The organism is Nocardia sp. NPDC003979 (assembly GCF_053605015.1).
Genome location: NZ_JBSGIJ010000003.1, coordinates 352,377 through 368,571 on the forward strand (window position 1 = coordinate 352,377; position 16,195 = coordinate 368,571).

The following is a 16,195-nucleotide window of genomic DNA, read 5'->3' on the forward strand; positions in this document are numbered from 1 at the left end:
CTTCTGGCGTTGTACGGTCAATACTAGGTCAGGGTGCTAGCTCTTGCAAGCACTACAGTTAGCAGCCGCCGGGCGAACGCCCGGAATCAGTGGAACAGCAGCTGCGAGATCGTGTAGATCGCCAGGCCGGCCAGCGATCCGACGACAGTGCCGTTGATCCTGATGAATTGCAGGTCCCGGCCCACCTGCAATTCGATCTTCCGGCTCGCCTCGTCGGCGTCCCAGCGGGCGACCGTATCCGTCACCAGGGTCGAGATCTCGGCGGCGTAGTTACCCACCAGATAGCGCGCCCCCCGGTCGATCCACCCATCGACCTTGCCACGCATCGCCGGATCGTCACGCAACTGTTCACCCAGCTGTTGCACATTCTCCGCCACTTTGCGTCGCAACGTGGAATCGGGGTCGTTCGCCGACTCGAGAATCAATCGCTTGGCCGCACGCCAGGTGGCCTCCGCCATTCCAGTGATCTGTTCGCGGCCCATGATCTCGGCCTTCACCTTTTCCGCCTTGGCGATCATGGCCTCGTCGTGTTGCAGGTCGTCGGCGAAATCCTGCAGGAATCGGGTGGCGGCCAGACGCAGTTCGTGTTCGGGGTCCGAACGCACCTTCCAGGTGAATTCCACCAATTCCCGGTAGATCCGCTCCGACAACAATGTGTTGACGAATTTCGGCGCCCATTGCGGCGCGTCGCGCAGCACGATCCGGTCGATCGTCTCCTGCGAACCGAGCGCCCACTGGTGCGCCCGCTCGGCGAGCAGATCGATGAGCGGCAGCTGCCGGTTGTCGGCGATCAGCTCCGAGAGCACCCGGCCCAGCGGCGGACCCCACTGCGGTTCGGCGATGCGTTTGACGATGGTGTTGTCGATGATCTGCTCGACGTCCTCGTCGCGCAGCACGCCGACCACGGCGGTCAGGATGGTCGAACTCTCCTGCGCCACCCGCGCCGCGTTGGCCGGTGTGGCCATCCACCGCCCGACCCGCAGCGAGATCTGGGCCGCGTCGAGCCGGGCCGACACCACATCGGGAGCGAGGAAATTGGTGCCGACGAACGCGCCGAGGCTCTCGCCGAGCTGGTCCTTCTTCTTGCGGATGATCGCGGTATGCGGGATGGGCAAGCCGAGCGGGTGCTTGAACAATGCCGTCACCGCGAACCAGTCGGCCAGCGCGCCGACCATGCCCGCCTCCGAGGCCGCGCGCACATAACCGACCCACGCGCCGCCGCCACCGCGCGACTCGAGCCAGCGGCACAGCAGATAGATCACTGTCGCCACCAGCAGGAAGCCGGTGGCGAGAGCCTTCATCTTGAACAGGTCGCGTCGTTTGCCCGCCTCGTCGGTCAGATCCGCGAACCCGGCGGGCTGCGCCGGTGCGGTGCGCGGCGTGAGCACCGCCGTGTTGCCGGGAGCTTTCTCCATGGCCCCCATTCTGCTGTGCGAAATGCCGCCGCGCCGACGCCGGCCTGTGGTAAATCCCCCAACGTGGCCTAAACGAGCGCTGCCCCACATCGACAGGCCTAAGCTGTATCGCGAGAGACGCCACATCGATCGCAAGGGGGCTGTCCTGTCCACCGAAGACCTTGTCGAGATCGGCGAGCAGACCGGTCGGGGTTCCGCCGTGCGCGGCGCGGGTCCCGTCGACGGCCGCAAGAGGCGGTGGCGCCAGCACAAGATCGACCGGCGCGAGGAGCTCGTCGACGGCACCCTCAACGCCATCCGCGTCCGCGGCGCGCAGGCGGGTATGGACGAGATCGCCGCCGAGATCGGCGTGTCCAAGACCGTGCTGTACCGGTACTTCGCCGACAAGAACGACCTGGTGCACGCCACCATGCAGCGCTTCATCGAGACCACGCTGCTGCCGCGCGTGTACGGAGCCATCAGCCTCGATGCCGACGAGTACCAGCTGGTGCGCGCCGCCATGACCGAATACGTGGGGACCGTCGACGACGACCCCGAGGTCTACCGGTTCATCATGCACAACGGCAGTGGCGACAATGCCTCGCTCGCCGAGTTCGAGCGCCTGTTCGCCGAAGTGGTCACCGCCGTACTCATCGACCGGGCCGGGGCCAAGGGCATCCGCACCGACGGTGCGATGCTGTGGTCCTACGTGCTGGTCGGCGGCATCCAGCTGGCCACCCACTGGTGGACCACCACCGACAAGGCGATGCCGCGCCAGGACGTCATCGACTACCTCACGATGATGGCCTGGAGCGCGATCGAGGGCATCGCTCGCGCGGGTGGCTCGCCTGCTGTCTTCACCGAACAGACACACGTTCTACCCCCGCTTCCGGAGTCCTGACCAGCGCTGATACCAAACATCGCCGTCCCGGGCTCGACATCGCCGCGCGGTTGGTTACGCTGAACCGAGCGGGGCGCTGTGGCATGTGTCACCGCGAGGTTGCCGTGCGCCGTCAGGCGTTCGGGCAGCGTGCACGTCGGCACCAACGGAGGTACCTCGATGGCGAAGAACGTGCCGACATCCCGGCTTGCCCGTGGCACGAAGCTGGGGGCGGTGGCGGCGAGTTCGGTCATCCGTTCCAAGAAGACCCGGTTGTCGATGCGCGGCAGGTCCGAGGCCGTGCGCGCGAAGATGGCCGAGGAGTCGATGATCCGCACCACCGAGCAGGTGGTCATGGTGCTCGGCACCATGAAGGGCGTGGCCATGAAGTTGGGCCAGATGATGTCGGTGCTGGATCTGGACCTGGTCCCCGAAGACCACCGCGATCGCTTCCAGCAGCGTCTGGCCGTCCTGCGCAACGCGGCACCGACGGTGTCGTTCGAGAACATGCGCGCGGTGATCGAGCAGGACTACGGCCGCCCGCTCGAGGACGTGTTCGCCGAGTTCGACCCCGAGCCGATCGCCGCCGCCTCGATCGGCCAGGTGTATCGCGCCACCCTCGCCGACGGCAGGCGAGTGGCGGTGAAGGTGCAGTACCCCGGCGTCGACGTGGCGGTCCGCGCCGATCTGAAGAACCTCACCATGTTCCGCCGGGTGCTCGCCTCGGCCATGCCGTGGATCACCCCGGCCGTGCTCGACGAGCTGAAGCTCAACATGGAGGCCGAACTCGACTACCGGGCCGAGGCGGCGACGCAGAGCGAGATCGCGCACCTCTACCGCGACCACCCGTTCATCTTCGTTCCGTCGGCCGTGCCCGAGTTGTCGACCACCCGGGTGCTGGTGAGCGAGTTCGTCGAGGGCACCGGTTTCGACGAGATGCGCACGCTGCCCGACGCCGAGCGCGACCGGATCGGCGAGATCGTCTACCGCTTCTACGTGGGTTCGCTGTTCACGTTCAACGAGTTCTGCGGCGACCCGCATCCGGGCAATGTGCTGCTCGCCCCCGACGGCCGGGTGGCGTTCCTCGATTTCGGCCTGTTCAACCGGATGGACCCGAAACTGGTGCACTTCGAGAAACTGTGCCTGCGCGCGGCCGCCGAGGAACGTTCGGAAGACCTGCGCCAGTTGATGATCGATCGCGGCGTGATCGACTCGCCCGACGAGATCGGCGCCGAGGAGTGTCTCGAATACGTGCTCGCCGCCTCCGAGTGGTGTCTTGTCGACGAGGTCCTCACCATCACCCCGGAGCTGGCCAGCGGCGCGTTCCTGCTCGCCGTCGACCCGAGGGCCAGCGAGTTCACCGGGATGAAGCAGCAGAATCTGCCGCCCGAGCACCTGTTCTCCCGCCGCGCCGACTTCCTCACCTTCGGCATGCTCGGCCAGCTCGACGCGACCAACAACTGGCATTCGATCGCCCGCGAATGGCTCTACGACGAGCCGCCGGTCACCGAACTCGGCATCGCCCATCATGATTGGCTGCGCACCCACCCACCGAAACCGGTGAAGAAGACGCGCCCCCGCAAGGCAACCACCCGATGAAAGGCTCCTCCGTGCCGCAAGACCGCGAGTTCGACCTGATCCTGTTCGGCGCCACGGGCTTCGTCGGCAAACTCACCGCCGAGTACCTGCTCACCGCCGCCCCCGCCACCGCGAAGATCGCGCTGGCGGGCCGTTCGCGCGACAAGCTCGCCGCCGTGCGCGAGGAGCTCGGCCCCGCCGCCGCTTCGTGGGACCTGGTGGTTGCCGATTCGACCGACGCGGCGTCGCTCGCGGGGATGGCCGAACGCACCAAGGTCGTGGTCACCACGGTCGGCCCGTACCTGCGCTACGGTCTGCCGCTGCTCGGCGCGTGCGCCGCGGCGGGCACCCATTACGCCGACCTCACCGGTGAACCGCTGTTCATCCACGACGCGATCGAGCAGTTCGAGCAGACCGCCGTCGACTCGGGCGCCAAGATCGTGAATTCCTGTGGCTACGACTCGATTCCGTCGGACCTGAGCGTGTACGAGATCTACCGCGCCTCCGTCGCCGACAACACCGGCGAGCTGGAGGACACCACTCTCGTCGCCTACCTCAAGGGTGGGATGAGTGGCGGAACCATCGACTCCGGGCGCGCCATGATGGAGGACATCGCCGCCGATTCCGGACGTGCGAAGATCCTGGCGCACCCGTACTCGCTGAGCCCCGATCGCAGTATGGATCCCGATGTCGGCAGGCAGACCGACCAGGCCCTCGCCCGCGCCGACAGCATCGACCCGAGCCTGCACGGCTGGGTCACCACGTTCATCATGGCCTCGCACAACACCAAGGTGGTCCGCCGCAGCAACGGCCTGCTCGGCTGGCCCTACGGCAAGCAGTTCCGCTACCGCGAGGTGATGAACGCGGGCACCTCGGCCACCGCACCGCTGGTCGCGGCGGGTATCGCGGGCGGCATCGTGGCCGGGATGACCTCGGGCGCGGTGCTGTCGCGGGTGTCGCTCGGCCGCAAACTGCTCGACCGGATCCTGCCCAAGCCCGGCACCGGCCCGGACGAAAAGGCCCGCCGCAGCGGCTGGTTCACCATGAAGACCTTCGCCCGCACCAGTTCCGGCGCCAAGTACCAGGCGACGTTCTCCGGCACCGGCGACCCCGGCTACCAGGCCACCGCTGTGCTGCTCGGCCAGAGCGGTCTGTGCCTGGCGTTCGACGAATTGCCCGAGCGCGCGGGCATTCTCACCCCCGCGTCCGCCATGGGCGAGTCGCTCACCGAGCGGCTGCGCGCGGCGGGCATGACCATCGAGGTCGCACGGCAGTGAACCTGGCCCGCAAAGCCATGAACGCGCCCGCGCTCGCGGCGATCTACGAGCACGCCTGGCGTCCCACCCTGTTCTACCTGGCCAGCGGCCGCACCACGGGCGACGACCGTCGCGACGCGGTGCGCTCGCTGCGCCTGAGCGGCCCCGAGAAGGTGCTCGATCTGGCTTGCGGCCCCGGCAATTTCACGCGTTACCTGAGCGAACACCTCAGCGGCGACGGTTTCGTGACCGGTCTCGACTACTCCGCGCCGATGCTGGCGCGCGCCGCCGCCGACAACGCGGGCCCGCGCGTCGGCTACGTGCGCGGCGACGCCCGCACCCTGCCCTTCGCCGACGAAACCTTCGACGCCGTCTGCTGTTTCGGTGCCCTGTACCTGATCCCCGACCCGATCGCCGCCGCCCGCGAGATGATCCGCGTTCTCGCGCCAGGCGGTCGCATCGCCATCACCACCAGTTATCGCGACGACAACCTCTTCGGCAAGGCGAGCACCCTGGCCGCGGGCGTGAGCGGTCTTCGCCTGTTCGACCGCGACACCTTCCCGACCTTGTTCGCCACCTCCGGGCTCACCGAAATCACCCAGCGCGTGCACCGTTTCATGCAATACGTCGAGGCGACCCGCCCCGCCTGAGCCGACACGCGGTAGCCCGGCGGTAGCCTGCCGGGCATGGACACGCTGAATTCGGTGATCGTCGACATCAACAACGTGTTCTGGAACTGGTTGCTGATCCCGCTGGTGATCGTGGCCGGGGTGTACTTCACCGCGCGCACCGGCATCGTGCAGTTGCGGTTCCTGCCGGAGATGTTCCGGGTGGTCGCCGAGAAGGGCACCCCCGCCGCGGACGGCAAGCGGTCGGTGTCGGCTTTCGGCGCGTTCAGCATCTCGGCGGCGGCGCGGGTCGGCACCGGCAATATCGCGGGCGTCGCGACCGCCATCAGCGTCGGCGGGCCGGGGGCGGTGTTCTGGATGTGGGCGATGGCCACCCTCGGTGCCGCCTCGGCATTCGTGGAATCCACGCTCGCCCAGCTCTACAAGCGACCCGAACACGAACCCGGCACATTCCGTGGCGGCCCGGCCTACTACATGCAGCACGGTCTCGGCCGCCGCTGGCAGGGCCTGATCTTCGCGGTGGTCATCACGGTGACCTTCGGTTTCGTCTTCAACGCCGTGCAGGCCAACACCATCGTCGCCACCAGTCGCGCCTCGCTCGCGGCGATCGACGGCGACTGGTTCGCGCCGATGGTCGGGCTCGCGCTGGTCGGGCTGCTCGGCCTGGTGATCTTCGGTGGGGTGCGCCGCATCAGCCGCATCACCGAGGTGCTCGTCCCGGTGATGGCCATGGTGTATCTGCTGCTCGGCATCGCCGTGGTCGCGCTGAATCTCGACGACCTGCCACGGGTGGTCGCCGATATCGTCGGCGGGGCGTTCGGATTGCGGGAGGTGGTCGGCGGCGGTATCGGCATGGCCATCACCCAGGGCATCCGGCGCGGTATGTTCTCCAACGAGGCCGGTCTCGGCTCCTCCCCGAATGCCGCTGCGGCAGCGGATGTCTCGCATCCGGTGAAGCAGGGTCTCGTGCAGTCGCTCGGCGTCTACTTCGACACGCTGCTCGTCTGCTCCATCACCGCGTTCATCATCCTGACCAGTGACCCGGATCTGTCCGAGCGGCACAGCGCCGACCTCACCCAGACCGCGCTGCACACCACCCTCGGCAGCTGGGCCGGGCACGTGCTCACCGCGGTGGTGTTCATGCTCGCGTTCAGCTCGATGATCGGGAACTTCTACTACGGCCGCGCCAATATCGAGTTCATCACCGATCATCCGCGCCTGCTCACCGTGTTCCGGGTGCTGGTGCTGATCGCGGTGTTCGGTGGCGCGCTCGGCTCGGTGGCGCTGATCTGGAACCTGGCCGACGTGTTCATGGGTGTGATGGCCCTGGTCAACCTCACCGCGATCCTGCCGCTCGGCGCGGTGGCGTTCCGGCTGCTCGCCGACTACCGCGCCCAGCGCCGCGCGGGCAAGGACCCGGTGTACGTGCACCGGGCCGAGATCGCCGACCCCGCCGGGGTGGCGTGCTGGCAGACGCGCCGCGACTAGTGGTAGGCATGGCTGATGGCGAAATTGTGGACCGAGCCCGTCACCACCGCCCTGCGCGCCGACGGGCTGCGCGTCGCCGATATCGACACCTCGGCGACGCCCGGTTTCCTCGGCGGCAAGCAGCTGGGCAAGTCGATGCTGCCCGAACGCGGCGCGGTGCTGTCGGTGTTGCAGGAGAAGCTGTTCGCGCACGGACGCACCGGTGGTAACCGCCGGGTGCTGCTGATCCTGCAGGGCATGGACACCGCCGGCAAGGGCGGCATCGTGCGGCACGTGATCGGTTCGGTCGACCCCCAGGGCGTCGACCACGCCTCCTTCGGGGTGCCGACCGAGGAGGAGCGGGCGCACGACTTCCTGTGGCGCATCCGCAAGCGCCTGCCCGCTGCCGGCCAGCTCGGCGTCTTCGACCGCTCCCACTACGAGGACGTGCTGGTGGTCCGGGTGCACGGCCTGGTACCGCAGTCGGAATGGGAGCAGCGCTACGACCTGATCAACGCCTTCGAGAAGGAGGTCGCCGATTCCGGGACGACCATCGTCAAGGTCGCCATGTTCGTCTCCCTCGACGAGCAGAAGCGCAGGCTGCGCGCCCGCCTGGAACGGCCGGACAAGTACTGGAAGTTCAACCCGGCCGACATCACCGAACGCGCCTTCTGGCCCGAATACCAGAAGGCCTACCAGGCCGTTCTCGATCGCACGAATACCGATTACGCTCCGTGGTACGTGCTGCCCGCCGATCAGAAATGGTATTCGCGGCTGGCTGTCACCGAACTACTGATCGACGCGCTCACCGGCCTGAACCTGGACTGGCCCGGCGCGAATTTCGACGTGGCCGAACAGCTGCGCCTGCTCGATCAGTCCTGACCCTGTCTTTGAACAAACTCTCAGGTTCGGCCCGCATGATGTCGTGGAGCAGACGAGCGAAAGGCGTGTGACAACGGTGAGCACGGGCAGCAAGAATCCGCTTGCGGCGGCGGAGGCCGCCGACAAGAAGCGCAAGCTGGCGATCCAGGTCGGTGTCGCCGCGGTATTGGTGGCGCTGGTCGCGACGATCGGGATCGGTATCGCGATGAACCGATCCGATTCCGACACCAGCACCGGCAGCGGTACCACGGGGGCCGAAGGACTGCCGACGTTGCCCGCGACCGTCGGCACCGTCACACCGTCCGGCAGCGTGCTGATCGGCAACCCCGACGCCAAGGTGAAGGTGCGCGTCGTCGCCGACCTGCAGTGCCCGGCCTGCAAGCAGTTCGAGACCGCCAACGGCCTCGCCCTGGCCAAGGCCGCGGCCGAGGGCACCGCGTCGGTCGAGTACCAGATCATCTCCTTCCTCGACAAGGCGTCGACGAACCAGTACTCCTCGCGCGCGGGCAACGCCGCCTACTGCGTGGCCCGCTCGGACGCGAACAAATTCCCGAACTGGCTGCAGCTGATGTTCCACCGTCAGCCCGCCGAGGGCGGCGCGGGCCTGAGCAACGAGCAGCTCGTGGCCATCGCGAACGAGACCGGGTACACCGATCCGGCCGTGGCCACCTGCATCAACGACAAGGCCATGGCCGACCCGCTCGCCAAGACGACCCAGACCCTGCTGACCAGCGGGCTCAAGGGCACACCGTCGGTCTTCGTCGACGGCGAGCTGATCGAGAGCAACGCCGTCTACACCGAAGACGGCCTGGCGTCCGTGATCGCCGACGCGGCCAAGTGATCACCGCGTCGGCACGCTCGGCCTGGCTGCTGCTGATCGCCGGGCTGGCCGGGTGGCTGGCGTCGTGCACGCTCACCGTCGAACGGTTCAAGCTGTTCACCGATCCCACCTACATGGCCTCGTGCAATTTCGACTCGGTGCTGTCGTGCGGGTCGATCATGCAGACCCAGCAGGCCGCCGTGTTCGGCTTCCCGAACCCGATCATCGGCATCGTCGGGTTCTCGGTGGTGGTGACCCTCGGTGTGCTCTCGGTGGTCGGCGTCGGTTTTCCGCGCTGGATCTGGGGTTCGCTCTGGGTCGGCACGGTCCTCGGCGTCGCCGCGATCTGCTGGCTGATCTTCCAGAGCCTGTACCGCATCAACGCGCTGTGCCCGTACTGCATGGTGGTGTGGGTGGCGGTGCCGGTGCTGTTCGCGGTGGCCACCCAGGAGACCTGGGGTGGCTCGCGCGGGCCGATGGGAATCCTGGCCGAGTGGCGCTGGACGCTCGTGGTCGTGTTCTACGCCGTGGTGCTGCTGCTGATGTTCCTGAAGTTCCAGGACTACTGGCTGAGCAAGGTCTAGTTGGGCGTGCCCTCGGCGAGCACCACGTCGACGACGCGGATGCTGCCGTCGGGCGCGGTGACGTCGAGGCGGACCACATCACCGGGTTTGCGCCTGCCGATGGCCGCGCTCAGCGCCCTGGCGGTGGTGATCGACTCGCCGTCGACGGCGGTGACCACGTCACCGTCGGTGATCCCGGCGGCGCGGGCCGGTTGCCCGAAGAAGGCCCAGTCGACCCGCGCGCCCGCCGGTTTCGCGTCGACGATCTGCACGCCGAGGGTGGCGGTCGGCCCGATGTGCACGGTATCGGTCGGCGTGCCCGAGCGGATCTGGGCGACGATCCGCATGGCCGTGTCGATGGGCACCGCGTAACCGTGCGCGGGTTTGGGCTGCCGGTCCTGTGCGCCGCGATCACCGGAGGCCGCGGTGATGACGCCGACCACCGCGCCCGTGCCGTCGGCCAGCGCCCCACCGGACTGCCCGCCCACCACCGGTGCCGCGATCTCCACCATCCCGCGCAACGATTTGCGGCTCAGGTCCGCGGAGTTCATCGCGACGATGCTGGCGTCCAGGTCGGTGATCGGCCCGGCCACCGAGGTCTGCGCACCACCGTCGCCGCCCGCGTCGCCGATGGCGAGCAGATCCTGACGTAATCGCAGCCCGGCCGAGGAACCGATCCGCGCGGTCGGTAAGCCGGCGGCGCCTGCCAGCGCCAGCAGGGCGACGTCGGCGCTCGAGTCGTAACCGAGCACGGTGGCCGGGTAGCGCAGCCCGGTCCCCACGTCGGTGACCGACACGTCCTCGGCACCCTTGATGACGTGGTGGCTGGTGAGGATCTGCCCGTCGCCGGTGAGCACGATGCCCGACCCGGCGGCCGCGGTTCCGAACCGGCTCGCGTCGACCGAGATATTGACCAGCGCGGGCTGCACCTGCGCGGCGACCAGGCCCGGATCCAGCGGCACGGGCGCGGGCGTCGCCGCGACGAATTCCTGCGGCGCGGCCCGCTCGAACCCCAGCTCACCGCGGTATCCGAGGACACCGCCGAGGGCGAGCAGCGCGACGACCAGCGCCATGAGCACCCGTGATCCACGTTGCACGCGCACGTCCTCTCTCGCGGGCCGACCCTTTCCATTGTCACCCGGCTCCGGCCCGGCCCGGTCGACATCCGGCACGCGGCGGTTGGCAAACCTCGTATGCAGCGGTAGGCATATACCCATGAGCACTGCTGCCGCCTATGCCCTGCCGTCCGCCGACGGTTCCTTCGAGAAGGTCGCGATCGAACGCCGTGCGCTCGGACCCGACGATGTCGCGATCGACATCAAATTCGCGGGCATCTGCCACTCCGACATCCACACCGCCCGCAACGAATGGGGTGGTGCGCGGTATCCGTGTGTGCCGGGGCACGAGATCGCGGGCATCGTCAGCGCGGTCGGGTCGTCGGTGCGCAAGTACCAGGTGGGCGACCGCGTCGGGGTGGGCTGTCTGGTGAATTCGTGCGGCAAGTGCGCTCCGTGCCTCGCCGGTGAGGAGCAGTACTGCGCCAAGGGCGCCACCTGGACCTACAACAACCCCGTCCCCGAGGACGTCCAGCCCGGCGGCTACACCATGGGCGGGTACTCCACCCACATCGTCGTCGACGAGAAGTTCGTCGTCGGCATTCCCGAGGGCATCGGACTCGACGTCGCCGCACCGCTGCTGTGCGCGGGTATCACCCTGTACTCGCCGTTACGCCACTGGGGCGCGGGCCCCGGCAAGAAGGTCGCGATCATCGGCATGGGCGGGCTCGGGCACGTCGGGGTGAAGATCGCCGCCGCGCTCGGCGCCGAGGTGACGGTGCTGAGCCAGTCGCTGCGCAAACGCGACGACGGGCTGCGCATGGGAGCGACCAACTACTACGCCACCAGCGACAAGGAGACCTTCCGCAGGCTGCGCGGCGAGTTCGACCTCATCATCAACACCGTCTCGGCCGATCTGCCCATCGACAACTACCTGCGGCTGCTCGCCCTCGACGGCACCCTGGTGATCCTCGGCCTGCCCGAGAAGCCGATGAGCGTCACCGGCCGCAATCTGGCCGGCTTCCGCCGCTCCCTGTCGGGTTCGATGATCGGCGGTCTCGCGCAGACCCAGGAGATGCTGAATTTCTGTGCCGCGCACGGCATCGGCGCCGAGATCGAGCTCATCTCCGCCGACGACATCGATTCCGCCTACGACCGGGTCGTCGCCAGCGATGTGCAGTACCGCTTCGTGATCGACACCGCGTCCATCTAGGCCGGTCCGGCGCCCACCGCCGGGTACCGTGACGTCGTGGCCGACGACGATACGCGCCCGGACACACCGACCGCGGTGGGCGCCCTGCCGATCACCTGGACGGTGCGGACCCCGCCCAGCTGGTTCCCACGCGCCCTGCTCTACACCGCCCTCGCTCTCGTCATCCTGATCGCGGGCTTCTGGGTGCTCGGCAAACTGCAGGGCCTGCTGACCATCCTGCTGGTGTCGCTGTTCCTGGCCTTCGCCATCGAACCGGCGGTGAATTGGCTTGCCCGGCACGGCATTCCGCGCGGCGCGGGCACCGGTGCGGTGTTCCTCGTCATACTGGTGGTGATGGTCGCGTTCTTCGGGACGCTCGGCGCCCTGCTCATCGACCAGGTCACCATGCTCGTGCAGGACGCACCCGGCTACATCCAGGACCTGGTCGACTGGATCAACCGCACCTTCGATCAGAACCTGTCCGGCGCCGACCTCACCAAATACGCCACCGAGTGGAGCTCGACCATCGAGGGCTACCTCGTGGGTCTGGCCGGAAACGTCTGGGGCATCGGCACGGTCGCGATCGGTGCGCTGTTCCAGCTGCTCGGGGTGCTGCTGTTCACGTTCTATTTCGCCGCCGACGGGCCGCGCTTCCGGACCTGGGTGTGTTCGCTGCTCCCGCCGCGTCAGCAGAAACATGTGTTGCGCGCCTGGGATATCGCGGTGGAGAAGACCGGCGGCTACATCTACTCGCGCGCGCTGCTCGCGCTGTGCTCGGCGATCGCGCACTATGTGGCGCTGCGGGTGTTCGATGTGCCGTCGGCGTTCGCGCTGGCGCTGTGGGTGGGTGTGGTCTCGCAGTTCATCCCGACCGTCGGCACCTATCTCGCCGGTGCCCTTCCGGTGCTGGTCGCGCTGGTGCACGACCCGATCACCGCGCTGTGGATTCTGCTGTTCATCGTGGCGTACCAGCAGTTCGAGAACTATGTGCTGCAGCCACGGATCACCGCGACCACCCTCGACATGCATCCGGCGGTGGCGTTCGGGGCGGTGATCGCGGGTGCGGCGCTGCTCGGCCCGACCGGTGCGCTGCTCGCGATCCCGGTCACGGCGACGCTGCAAGGCTTCGCCGGGGCCTACATCCGGCGGTATCGGGTGACCGAGGAAGCCGGGCCACCGCCGAAGCAGAAGCGCCGGTGGTTGTCCAGGTCCCGGACGAAGACATCCGTCGAGCCCGACCGAACCGTCGACGAATAGGCCCGCACCATGGCAATTCTGTTGTCTGTGGTCTCCATGCTGTCCACCCTGTTCGGTGGTTTCGTCGCCATGCGCATCGGCGACCGCAAGCACCTGGTTCTCGGTCTCGCGGCCGGGGTGATGCTCGGCCTGGTCGCCTTCGACCTGATCCCCGAGGCACTCGAGCAGTCACCCGACGAGGCGTTCGGTGTGCCGGTGGCACTGATCGCGGCGGTTGTCGGGTTCATGAGCCTGCACATCATCGAACGCGCGGTCGCCATCCACACCGGCCACGAGGACGAATTCGGTTCGCACCACCACGGTTTCGAATCCGTCGGCCTGCTCGCCGCGATGGGCCTGATCTTCCACAGCACCCTCGACGGTTTCGGCATCGGCATCGGCTACCAGGCGGGCGCCACCGTCGGCCTGTCGGTTGCCATCGCGGTCATCTGCCACGACTTCGCCGACGGCTTCAACACCTTCACCATCCCCACCCTCTACGGCCACGCCCGCAAACGCGCCATCACCCTCCTTGCCCTCGACGCCCTGGCCCCGGTGGTAGGCGCCATCCTCGGCACCCTCATCCACGTCCCCGAACAATGGATCGGCCTCTACCTCGGCTACTTCGCCGGCTTCCTCCTCTACCTCGCCACCGCCGACATCCTCCCCGAAGCCCACGCCGAACACCCCTCCCGCCTCACCCTTTTCCTCACCATCCTCGGTGTCGGCGCGATGTTCGTGGTATCGGCACTGAGCCACTAGCGGTACATGACGAAGGGGCACACCGGATTCGGTGTGCCCCTTCGGTTCAGGCGCTACTTCGCGACGGCTTCTTCCGCGAGGGCGGCCAGGGCCCGGCGGCGGACGCGACGGGCCGCGGCGACCATGTTGCGAAGGGACGGGTCGAGCTGCCAGTAGTGGCGGGTTTTCAGACCACCGTCAGGGTTGGCCCACAACCGTTGTGGGGTAACCGCTTTGGCGGCCTGGGTGAGGAGTTCGTCGAGTTCGTCGATGTCGGGGATGCGGGCCGAGCGACTTTCGTAGACGCCGGGGCCGACGCCGTGGCTGAGGCCGTGGCCGGTGGCGGCGTCCTCGGTGAGGGCCTGCATGACCCATTCGATCGAGCGGGTCGCGACGATCGCGGTGACGTCGGCGTCGAGTTGTTCGATCGCGTCCACCACCTCGGTGCGGCCGGAATAGCCGATGTGGGTGTGGATCTGGGTGTCGGGCCGCACGCCGGAGGTGGCGAGTTTGAAGGCGCCGACCGCCCAGCGCAGGTACTCCTCGCGGCCCTGTGGACGCGCGGGCAGCAGTTCACGGATGGCGGGTTCGTCGACCTGGATGATGGCGATGCCCGCCTTCTCCAGATCCACCACCTCGTCGCGGATCGCCAGCGCCACCTGGTCGGCCGTCTCGTAGAGCGGCTGATCCTGGCGGACGAACGAGCGCGCGAGCATGGTGACCGGACCGGTGACCATGCCCTTCACGGGCTTGTCGGTGAGCGACTGGGCGTAGGTGGTCCAGTCCACCGACATCGGCGCGGGCCGGGCCACGTCGCCGTAGATGATCGGCGGCCGCACGCAGCGCGAGCCGTAGACCTGCACCCAACCGAAGCGGGTGGTCGCCATGCCGTCGAGCTGTTCGGCGAAGAACTGGATCATGTCGTTGCGTTCGTGCTCACCGTGCACGAACACGTCGAGACCGATGTCCTCCTGCAACCGGATCGTCGCCTCGATCTCGGCTTCGACCTGCTTGCGGTAGTCCTGCTCGGACAACCGGCCCGCGGCGACTTCGTGACGCGCCTGCCGCAACCGGCCGCTCTGCGGGAACGACCCGAGCGTGGTGGCCGGGACCAAGGGCAGGTTCAGTCGTTCCTGCTGGGCCGCGGCCCGCTCGGCATAGGGCACCCGTTCGCGCATGTCCGGCGTGATCGCGTACACCCGCTGCCGCACGGCGTGCTTCTGCTTGAAGTGCACCGAGGTGGGCCGCTTGCGCCACTTCTCCGACGGGCCCTCGGTGAGGGCCTTCGCCAGCGAGACGACCTCGCCCACCTTCTGTTTCGCGAAGGCGAGCCGGTCGGCGACATTGCCCTCGATGTCGTATTCGGCGAGCACGTCGTAGGGCACGTGCAGCAGCGTGGTGCCGGTCGACACCACCAGATCGGGGCACACCTCGGCGATGGAGTTCAGGTAGTTCAGCGTCACGTAACGATCGGCGCGCCACACATTGGTGCCGCTGATGACGCCGGCGTAGATCCGCTTGCGGCGGATGCCGGGGATCTCGGCGAGCTCCTCGGGCGTCATCCGGTAGGACGCCAGGTCCAGCCCGATGGCCTCCACATTGCTGGCCGCCAGGATTCGCAGCGCCTCACCGAAGTCGCCGTACTGGCCGGTGACCAGGATGCGCGGGCGCAGTGGCGCCTTCGACAACCGCTGATACGTCTTCTCGAACGCCGCGAGCGCCGCGTCGGACTGCTCCCCCGTGAAGCAGGGTTCGTCGAGCTGCACACAGGTCGACCCGCGCTTGGCGAGCAGCTCGAACAGTTCCTCGTAGAACGGCAGCAGCTTGTCGAGCAGGCTCAGCGTGTCGAACTCCGCTTCGCCGGGCACCTGGCCGGCCTTGGACAGCAGCAGCAACGACACCGGCCCGAGCACCACCGGGCGCAGTTCGATCCCGCGCGCCATCGCCCGGTCCCACTCGTCGAGCAGGGCCTCGGGGTGCAGCGAGAACGTGGAGTCGGCGTCGAGTTCGGGCTGCCGGTAGTGGTAGTTGGTGCCGAAGAAGCGCACCAGCTCCAGCGGCGGCAGATCCGGGTTACCGCGCGCCATCAGGAAGTAGAAGTCCAGCGGGTGCAGGCCCTCCTGATGCGGCTTGAACCGCGACGGCACCGCACCGAACAGCAGCGCGTTGTCGAGGATGTGGTCGTAGAAGGAGAAGGTGTTGCCCGGCACCTGGGTGAGCCCGGTGGCGGCCAGCTCGTCGAACTGACGCTCCTGGATGTCCCGGCCTACCGCGAGCAGTTCCTCCCGCTCGAGCGACCCACGCCAGTACGACTCCAGCGCGCGCTTGAGTTCCCGGTGCGGACCGATCCGCGGATATCCGAGAACGCTCGACCCGAATCCATCGGTGACGTTGACCATGAACGGGACATCCCTTCCATCACCTGCCCGGGACCGACGAGGATCCACCGAGCAACGCTGAGCTCGCGATACTTCTCCGACCCCGGCAAGCGGACCCGGCTCC

The 16,195-nt window shown here is 67.8% G+C and carries 14 protein-coding genes; 11 read left to right on the top strand and 3 right to left on the bottom strand.

Going from position 1 to position 16,195, the window contains the following annotated elements:
- Positions 1 to 86: 86 nt before the first annotated feature.
- A complete protein-coding gene (locus ACWEVR_RS08455) occupies positions 87 to 1,415 on the bottom strand; it encodes a DUF445 domain-containing protein (RefSeq protein WP_174550353.1) in 1,329 nt (442 codons plus the stop codon).
- Positions 1,416 to 1,614: 199 nt separating this feature from the next.
- Here ACWEVR_RS08455 and ACWEVR_RS08460 point away from each other — a divergent pair, with 199 nt between their 5' ends.
- From ACWEVR_RS08460 to ACWEVR_RS08495, 8 genes are all read left to right on the top strand, one after another.
- A complete protein-coding gene (locus ACWEVR_RS08460) occupies positions 1,615 to 2,295 on the top strand; it encodes a TetR/AcrR family transcriptional regulator (protein ID WP_084475774.1) in 681 nt (226 codons plus the stop codon).
- Between the two features lie 159 nt (positions 2,296 to 2,454).
- Positions 2,455 to 3,873: an ABC1 kinase family protein gene (locus ACWEVR_RS08465; RefSeq protein WP_452466355.1), complete on the top strand. Its 1,419-nt coding sequence runs from the start codon at positions 2,455 to 2,457 to the stop codon at positions 3,871 to 3,873.
- Positions 3,870 to 5,129 (top strand): saccharopine dehydrogenase family protein, encoded by a 1,260-nt coding sequence (locus ACWEVR_RS08470; protein ID WP_452466356.1) that lies wholly within the window; start codon positions 3,870 to 3,872, stop codon positions 5,127 to 5,129. The genes ACWEVR_RS08465 and ACWEVR_RS08470 overlap by 4 nt, the downstream gene beginning before the upstream one ends.
- Complete coding sequence (locus ACWEVR_RS08475; RefSeq protein WP_452466357.1) at positions 5,126 to 5,758, top strand: class I SAM-dependent methyltransferase; 633 nt, start codon at positions 5,126 to 5,128, stop codon at positions 5,756 to 5,758. The genes ACWEVR_RS08470 and ACWEVR_RS08475 overlap by 4 nt, the downstream gene beginning before the upstream one ends.
- 36 nt (positions 5,759 to 5,794) lie before the next feature.
- Entirely contained in the window at positions 5,795 to 7,225 is a 1,431-nt protein-coding gene (locus ACWEVR_RS08480; RefSeq protein ID WP_452466358.1) for an alanine/glycine:cation symporter family protein, read from the top strand.
- Positions 7,226 to 7,240: 15 nt separating this feature from the next.
- On the top strand, positions 7,241 to 8,086 hold the full coding sequence (locus tag ACWEVR_RS08485) for a polyphosphate kinase 2 family protein (RefSeq protein WP_452466359.1): 846 nt from the start codon (positions 7,241 to 7,243) through the stop codon (positions 8,084 to 8,086).
- A 76-nt stretch (positions 8,087 to 8,162) separates the two neighbouring features.
- The gene (locus tag ACWEVR_RS08490; protein ID WP_452466360.1) at positions 8,163 to 8,927 is read left to right on the top strand and encodes a DsbA family protein; all 765 of its coding nucleotides are present in this window, start codon (positions 8,163 to 8,165) and stop codon (positions 8,925 to 8,927) included.
- Complete coding sequence (locus ACWEVR_RS08495) at positions 8,924 to 9,490, top strand: vitamin K epoxide reductase family protein (RefSeq protein ID WP_452466361.1); 567 nt, start codon at positions 8,924 to 8,926, stop codon at positions 9,488 to 9,490. Before ACWEVR_RS08490 ends, ACWEVR_RS08495 begins: the two co-directional genes overlap by 4 nt.
- Here the strand turns inward: ACWEVR_RS08495 and ACWEVR_RS08500 are convergent.
- Positions 9,487 to 10,566, bottom strand: a complete 1,080-nt coding sequence (locus tag ACWEVR_RS08500) for a S1C family serine protease (RefSeq protein WP_452466362.1) — start codon at positions 10,564 to 10,566, stop codon at positions 9,487 to 9,489. The genes ACWEVR_RS08495 and ACWEVR_RS08500 overlap by 4 nt on opposite strands.
- Positions 10,567 to 10,684: 118 nt before the next feature.
- Between ACWEVR_RS08500 and ACWEVR_RS08505 the strand changes: the two genes are divergently transcribed.
- Genes ACWEVR_RS08505 through ACWEVR_RS08515 form a run of 3 tightly spaced genes read left to right on the top strand, consistent with a single transcriptional unit; the run spans position 10,685 to position 13,714 of the window.
- Positions 10,685 to 11,737 carry an NAD(P)-dependent alcohol dehydrogenase gene (locus ACWEVR_RS08505; protein WP_452466363.1) on the top strand — a complete coding sequence of 351 codons (1,053 nt, stop codon included), beginning with the start codon at positions 10,685 to 10,687 and terminating at the stop codon, positions 11,735 to 11,737.
- A 36-nt stretch (positions 11,738 to 11,773) separates the two neighbouring features.
- Complete coding sequence (locus ACWEVR_RS08510) at positions 11,774 to 12,973, top strand: AI-2E family transporter (RefSeq protein ID WP_452466364.1); 1,200 nt, start codon at positions 11,774 to 11,776, stop codon at positions 12,971 to 12,973.
- A 9-nt stretch (positions 12,974 to 12,982) separates the two neighbouring features.
- The gene (locus ACWEVR_RS08515; protein ID WP_378666952.1) at positions 12,983 to 13,714 is read left to right on the top strand and encodes a ZIP family metal transporter; all 732 of its coding nucleotides are present in this window, start codon (positions 12,983 to 12,985) and stop codon (positions 13,712 to 13,714) included.
- Positions 13,715 to 13,767: 53 nt separating this feature from the next.
- On the opposite strand, the gene metE is transcribed toward ACWEVR_RS08515, so the two are convergent.
- Complete coding sequence (gene metE / locus ACWEVR_RS08520) at positions 13,768 to 16,092, bottom strand: 5-methyltetrahydropteroyltriglutamate--homocysteine S-methyltransferase (protein ID WP_452466365.1); 2,325 nt, start codon at positions 16,090 to 16,092, stop codon at positions 13,768 to 13,770.
- Between the last annotated feature and the right edge of the window lie 103 nt (positions 16,093 to 16,195).

What these genes read in the sequence shown, in the direction of transcription:
- ACWEVR_RS08480 (WP_452466358.1), top strand. Translation starts at nt 5,795, where the DNA reads ATGGACACGCTGAATTCGGTGATCGTCGACATCAACAACGTGTTCTGG.
- metE (WP_452466365.1), bottom strand. Translation starts at nt 16,092, where the DNA reads ATGGTCAACGTCACCGATGGATTCGGGTCGAGCGTTCTCGGATATCCG.
- ACWEVR_RS08465 (WP_452466355.1), top strand. Translation starts at nt 2,455, where the DNA reads ATGGCGAAGAACGTGCCGACATCCCGGCTTGCCCGTGGCACGAAGCTG.
- ACWEVR_RS08455 (WP_174550353.1), bottom strand. Translation starts at nt 1,415, where the DNA reads ATGGAGAAAGCTCCCGGCAACACGGCGGTGCTCACGCCGCGCACCGCA.
- ACWEVR_RS08485 (WP_452466359.1), top strand. Translation starts at nt 7,241, where the DNA reads ATGGCGAAATTGTGGACCGAGCCCGTCACCACCGCCCTGCGCGCCGAC.
- ACWEVR_RS08505 (WP_452466363.1), top strand. Translation starts at nt 10,685, where the DNA reads ATGAGCACTGCTGCCGCCTATGCCCTGCCGTCCGCCGACGGTTCCTTC.
- ACWEVR_RS08515 (WP_378666952.1), top strand. Translation starts at nt 12,983, where the DNA reads ATGGCAATTCTGTTGTCTGTGGTCTCCATGCTGTCCACCCTGTTCGGT.
- ACWEVR_RS08470 (WP_452466356.1), top strand. Translation starts at nt 3,870, where the DNA reads ATGAAAGGCTCCTCCGTGCCGCAAGACCGCGAGTTCGACCTGATCCTG.